This window comes from Pseudomonas sp. PS02303 (genome assembly GCF_029959925.1).
Classification (GTDB): domain Bacteria; phylum Pseudomonadota; class Gammaproteobacteria; order Pseudomonadales; family Pseudomonadaceae; genus Aquipseudomonas; species Aquipseudomonas mandelii.
The window spans coordinates 1-5,167 of sequence record NZ_JASCOM010000344.1 but is presented as its reverse complement, the minus strand read 5'-3'; the positions used below and the strand labels follow the sequence as shown (position 1 = coordinate 5,167).

Genomic DNA, 5,167 nt, shown 5'->3' with positions numbered 1-5,167 from the left:
ATGCCCAGCAGCAGGCGCGCCAGATCGTCCGCCGGCTGCGCGCAGGAAATGGCGCCGCTGTGCTGGCCGGCCAGCACGCAGCGCCGGAAAAAGGCCTCGATCTGTATCAGGACAGCAGCCACGGCGCGCTGGAAGTCGGGGTCGTCCGGTGAGGCCTCAAGGGCGGAATTCACCAGCATGCAACCCTTGTGCTGGGGGTCGTTGAGCGAGCGTTCGAGTATCTCGTCGAAGAACGCCTCGATGGCCTGGCGCGGCGGCAGGACGCCTTCGAATCGCCGCACCCTGTCGGCAAAACCCTCTTCGACGTAATGGTCCAGCGCACGGCGATACAGCGAGCGCTTGTCGCCAAAAGCGTTGTACAGGCTGGCACTGGTCAGCCCCATGCCCTGGGCCAGGTCACGCACCGAAGTGGCCTCATAGCCACGGGCCCAGAAACATTGAACGGCTGCATCGAGCACCGCCCTCTCATCGAACTCTCTTGGCCGAGCCATCCGTACTCCCATTGCCAGGCCAACACAGGTGTTGCCCTTTTTCTGTAGACGGCCCTATTCTAGATCGAACGATCTAAAACACAAGACAGGACCCCACCCGCATGATTCATTTCTACTACCACCCCACGCCCAACCCGGCCAAGGTCGCCCTGTTTCTGGAAGAAACCGGGCTGCCCTACCAGCTGGTTCCTCTCGATACCGGCAAGGGCGAACAGCACACCGCGCAGTTCCGGGCCATCAACCCCAATGGCAAGGTCCCGGCCATCGTCGACAGCGAAGGCCCCGGTGGCCGCGAGGCACGGGTGTTCGATTCGACCGCCATCCTGCTCTACCTCGGCGAAAAGACCGGGCAGCTCATGGGCGCGCCGACCGACAAACCCGAACTGCTGTCGTGGCTGATGTTCATCGCCACGGGTATCGGGCCGTTCTCCGGCCAGGCCGTGCACTTCCAGTATGCCGCGCCGGAGAGCATCCCCTATGCAATCAACCGTTACCGGCGCGAAGCCGAACGGCACTACCAGGTGCTGGATGAGCACCTCGCCGGGCGCGACTACATCGTGGGCGACAGCTACACCCTGGCGGACATCTCAGCCTGGGGCTGGATCGACCGTGCCTCGCGCGTGCTCAAGGGCGAAAGCGACCCGCTGGCCGCCTACCCCAACATCCAGCGCTGGTTCCAGGCCATCGATGCGCGCCCGGCGGCGGCCCGTGCCCGTGAAGTGGGCAAGGACCACGCCTTCAAGAAAGACCTCGACGAGCAGATGCGCCGCGCGCTGTTCCCCTCCAACTACCCGGCGTAAGCCTCACCGGGTCAGCGTGCCCAGCGCACGCTGACCCCCGGACACGATCCCCAGAGAGGTGTGGCATGCAACCCATTGAAGGCATCGTTTTTGATCTCTACGGCACGTTGTACGACGTGCACTCCGTCGTCCAGGCCTGCGAAAGCGCCTACCCGGGCCAGGGTGAGGCCATCTCCCGCCTGTGGCGACAGAAGCAGCTCGAATACACCTGGCTGAGCAGCCTCATGGGCCGCTATGCCAGCTTCGAGCAACGAACCGAAGAAGCCCTGCGCTACACCTGCAAGCACCTGGGGCTCGCCACGGATGAAACCACTCTGCGGCAGCTCGGCCAGGCCTACCTGCACCTGGCTCCCCACCCGGACACGACCGCGGCCTTGCGGCGGCTGAAAGCAAGCGGCCTGCCCATGGCCATCGCCTCCAACGGCTCGCACCACTCCATCGAGCAGGTCGTCAGCCACTCGGACATGGGCTGGGCATTCGACCACCTGATCAGTGTCGAAACGGTCAAGGTGTTCAAGCCGGACAACCGCGTCTACAGCCTGGCCGAACAAACCATGGCCATCCCCAGGGACAGGCTGCTGTTCGTCTCGTCCAACAGTTGGGATGCGACCGGCGCCCGGCACTTCGGCTTTCCGGTGTGCTGGGTCAATCGTCAGGGGGCCGTGTTCGATGAATTGGGCGCCACCCCGACCCGTGAAGTACGTGACCTGGGCGAGATGAGCGACTGGCTGCTCGATTGAAGCTGTCCGCGCGAACGGCGCCCATGGATGATGGCCGGGGCGCCGTTCGGGCCAGGGCTGCTAGTGAACAAGGCGAATGCCGTCGATGCGTACCTGTTCCCCAGGCGAGAAGGCTTGCCCCGGCGTACGGAAACGCTCGCGAGTGCCGTCATCGTTTTTCACCCTGTAGGCGTTTTCACTCAGGCCCGCCGATGCCATCGCTGCGCGGTGGGCTCAGAGGTTGTCGCTGTCGGTCAGGTAATTGACCAGGCGCCGAAGCCAGGGCGCGATCAACAGCACCACCGGAATCATCATCAGCCAGGACAACACCCAGGCCTTCGACCAGTGCCCCATGAACCGTTCCACGGGAAACAGCGGACGGCTGGCAATTGCCGAGGCAATCGCACAGGTAATGGCCGACTGCAACAACGCAAAAAGATGGTGCCCGTGGCGTTTCGATAGCTTGATCACTGTACATGCCCCCTGGTTACGGGAAGCGCGCCATGCGCCTCCGCCTCGATGCCCTCAACGCGTGAACGCCACAAAGGCGCCTGGCATGGCTGTTATCCTGCCGCGAATGCGCACAGTGGTTTTATCCGTCCGTGCAGAACATTTTACCGATTGTCCCCACTGCGCATTCTATGCGGAACGAGCCTGGAGGCAATGCGCTCGCCTGGCCGGGTCATCGCGACCACCGATGAGTCACCGCGACCACAAAAACTCCAGGTCATAACGACAACAAAAATCACAACCTACTGTTTTTAAACAACTTATATACTGGCATGGTTTGTGTTCAGCACAGTGCTCACCCACTGAATGCAAGGACAAACCATGCAGCACAACGAATTCGACAATCGCCTGGCTGTGGTCACCGGTGCCAGCTCGGGCATCGGTTACGCGTTGACGACCGGCCTGCTCCAGGCCGGGGCCAGGGTGTTGGCCATGAGCCGTCACCAGGGTGAGCTGGGGGCTTTGCAGGAACACTACGGAGAACGACTGACCTGGCTTGAAGGCGACATCAGCCGCGCCGACGACCTCGCCAGGCTGGCCCGGTATGCGCACACCCTGGGCCCGATACACTACCTGGCCCCCAATGCCGGGATCGCCCAGTTGGCCGATGGCCTGGATGCCGCAGCCTTCGAGCGGCAATGGGCCGTCAATGGCGCGGGCGCGCTCAATACCCTGGCCAGCCTGAAAGCCCACCTGGCCCGCCCAGCCTCGGTCGTGTTCACCGGCACCTTTCTCTCGCAGGCAACCTTTCCCGGCCTCGCCGCCTACATTGCCTCCAAGGCGGCCCTGAAAGCCTTTGCGCGCAACCTGGCCGTCGAGCTGGCAGCCGACGACATCCGGGTCAACATGGTATCGCCAGGGCCCACGGCAACACCGATCTGGGGCACCCTGCAACTCAGCGACGACGCGCTGGCGGCGGTGGCCAAGACAGTGGAACAGCGTTTGTTGAATGGGGCATTTCTCGAACCCGCCATGATCGCCGACGCCATGCTGCACCTGCTGTCGCTGGGCGCACGGGGCATCCACGGGCAGGACCTGATCGTCGACAACGGCTACACCCTGCGCTGACCATGGCATGCGCCGGCAGGGCATATGCCCTGCGGTGCATGTTCATCGCAGCAAGGCCGCCATCAGGCGGCCGTCAGGCGCACTCAGGCAAACTGGCTGAACGACATATTGTCGTCCACATTATTGCCGGTACTGGCTGTGGTCGGACCACCCACCAGTTGGCCGCCCCAGGGATTGCTCTTCGGTTCGCCCTCATTGATGGCGACCTGCGAACGCTCCTTGATGGGGGAACCGCAGAATTCGGAAAAAATCGTACGCTAAGCTAACGGTGTTCTCGTGACAGCTCTTTGACTAGGCTTTCTAAGGCCATTCTGATAGCCCTGACTTCCTGAAAAGCCATGGCTAAAATTTGTGCGGCTAAAAGGGATAACCGATGGTAAAGTAAGTTATCCCTGTCGAGATACTGAAAAGCGTTATCCTCGTTTTTCCCAAAACTGTTTTGCCAGTTCGCTCAGAGCGCTAGTTAACTGAGCGACAGATTTCGCACTTTGCAAATTATTCTGCCCGGTCTGTACATTGGTATCAGCAGCATCGCGTATATTGTTAATACTGCGGTTGATGTCTTCACTTACTGCTCCCTGCTGCTCGACCGCAGTCGCTATTTGCGCGTTCATGTCGGTAATTTCGTTAACACGTTGGCCAATTCCATCAAGAGCTGTAGCTGCTTCCTCTGCGTGAGCTACACTCGTGTGCGCTTGCCGACTACTTTGCTCCATGACTGTAACAGCGGATTGCGCTCGCTCTTGTAGAGCGCTGATCATGCTTTGAATATCCGTTGTCGATTGCTGTGTGCGAGCAGCAAGACTGCGAACCTCATCGGCGACAACAGCAAAACCACGCCCCTGCTCACCAGCACGCGCGGCCTCAATTGCTGCGTTGAGTGCCAACAAATTCGTTTGCTCGGCGATCCCTCGTATAACGTCAAGAACTTTTGATATCTCGTTACTTTGACCTTCAAGCTCATGAATAACCTGAGCGGCTTGCCTAATTTCACCTTCAAGGGCAGTGATTGACTGGCTTGTGTGGGCTACCAGACGCTGGCCAGATGCCGTCTCAGTGTCTGCTCTTCCGGCCGCATCTGCAGCATGCTGTGCATTGCTCGCAACCTCTTGAATGCTTGCCGCCATTTGGTTTACTGCCGTTGCTATTTGATCTGTCTCTGCCTGCTGCTCAACTGTAAGTACATTGCTTGACTCAATATCCTTTAGTAGGCCTCGGGTGTGTTCGCTAAGCCGATTTGATGCATCACCTATGCGACCTACTATGGCGCCTGTTTCAGCTTGCATCATTCGTAAAGCAAACTCTATTTGGCCAAACTCATCGGTGCGCCCAGTGTAGAGGGATTGACTTAATGGGTTATTGGAAATATTCCTGGCTCTTTCAACCAGTCTTCCAAGAGGAGAGAGAATAGCCAAAACACTAACAGAGCTTAAGCTTCCTGACATTAAAGTAGGCGGTTACAGGAGCTGAGTGCAACACGGTTATTGAATTGAAGCTGGAGCATCATGCCGCATAGCCATAGCTTCCTGCATCACCTCGTCCATAACCTCGATCGGACACTTGAAGTCGAAGCGCTTAC

6 protein-coding genes are annotated in these 5,167 nt (G+C 59.5%); 3 read left to right on the top strand and 3 right to left on the bottom strand.

Annotated features, from left to right (window positions below; all coding sequences use genetic code 11):
- Window positions 1-491 (bottom strand): TetR/AcrR family transcriptional regulator (locus tag QMX98_RS32200; protein WP_282411951.1); only part of this gene is annotated, 491 nt, incomplete at its 3' end.
- A gap of 101 nt (window positions 492-592) precedes the next feature.
- Between QMX98_RS32200 and QMX98_RS32195 the strand changes: the two genes are divergently transcribed.
- Window positions 593-1,291 carry a glutathione S-transferase C-terminal domain-containing protein gene (locus tag QMX98_RS32195; protein WP_021703072.1) on the top strand — a complete coding sequence of 233 codons (699 nt, stop codon included), beginning with the start codon at window positions 593-595 and terminating at the stop codon, window positions 1,289-1,291.
- A gap of 65 nt (window positions 1,292-1,356) precedes the next feature.
- Window positions 1,357-2,031, top strand: coding sequence for a haloacid dehalogenase type II (locus QMX98_RS32190; protein ID WP_021703071.1), 675 nt, complete (start codon window positions 1,357-1,359; stop codon window positions 2,029-2,031).
- A gap of 213 nt (window positions 2,032-2,244) precedes the next feature.
- Here QMX98_RS32190 and QMX98_RS32185 read toward each other — a convergent pair whose 3' ends face one another.
- Window positions 2,245-2,481 carry a DUF2798 domain-containing protein gene (locus tag QMX98_RS32185; RefSeq protein WP_021703070.1) on the bottom strand — a complete coding sequence of 79 codons (237 nt, stop codon included), beginning with the start codon at window positions 2,479-2,481 and terminating at the stop codon, window positions 2,245-2,247.
- A 360-nt stretch (window positions 2,482-2,841) separates the two neighbouring features.
- On the opposite strand from QMX98_RS32185, the gene QMX98_RS32180 reads away from it, so the two are divergent.
- Window positions 2,842-3,588 (top strand): SDR family oxidoreductase, encoded by a 747-nt coding sequence (locus QMX98_RS32180; RefSeq protein ID WP_021703069.1) that lies wholly within the window; start codon window positions 2,842-2,844, stop codon window positions 3,586-3,588.
- A gap of 413 nt (window positions 3,589-4,001) precedes the next feature.
- Here the strand turns inward: QMX98_RS32180 and QMX98_RS32175 are convergent, their stop codons facing one another.
- Window positions 4,002-5,033 (bottom strand): HAMP domain-containing methyl-accepting chemotaxis protein, encoded by a 1,032-nt coding sequence (locus tag QMX98_RS32175; protein ID WP_282411950.1) that lies wholly within the window; start codon window positions 5,031-5,033, stop codon window positions 4,002-4,004.
- Window positions 5,034-5,167 lie beyond the last annotated feature (134 nt).

Coding starts and splice junctions, on each gene's coding strand:
- QMX98_RS32190 (WP_021703071.1), top strand. CDS start 1,357: ATGCAACCCATTGAAGGCATCGTTTTTGATCTCTACGGCACGTTGTAC.
- QMX98_RS32195 (WP_021703072.1), top strand. CDS start 593: ATGATTCATTTCTACTACCACCCCACGCCCAACCCGGCCAAGGTCGCC.
- QMX98_RS32180 (WP_021703069.1), top strand. CDS start 2,842: ATGCAGCACAACGAATTCGACAATCGCCTGGCTGTGGTCACCGGTGCC.
- QMX98_RS32175 (WP_282411950.1), bottom strand. CDS start 5,033: ATGTCAGGAAGCTTAAGCTCTGTTAGTGTTTTGGCTATTCTCTCTCCT.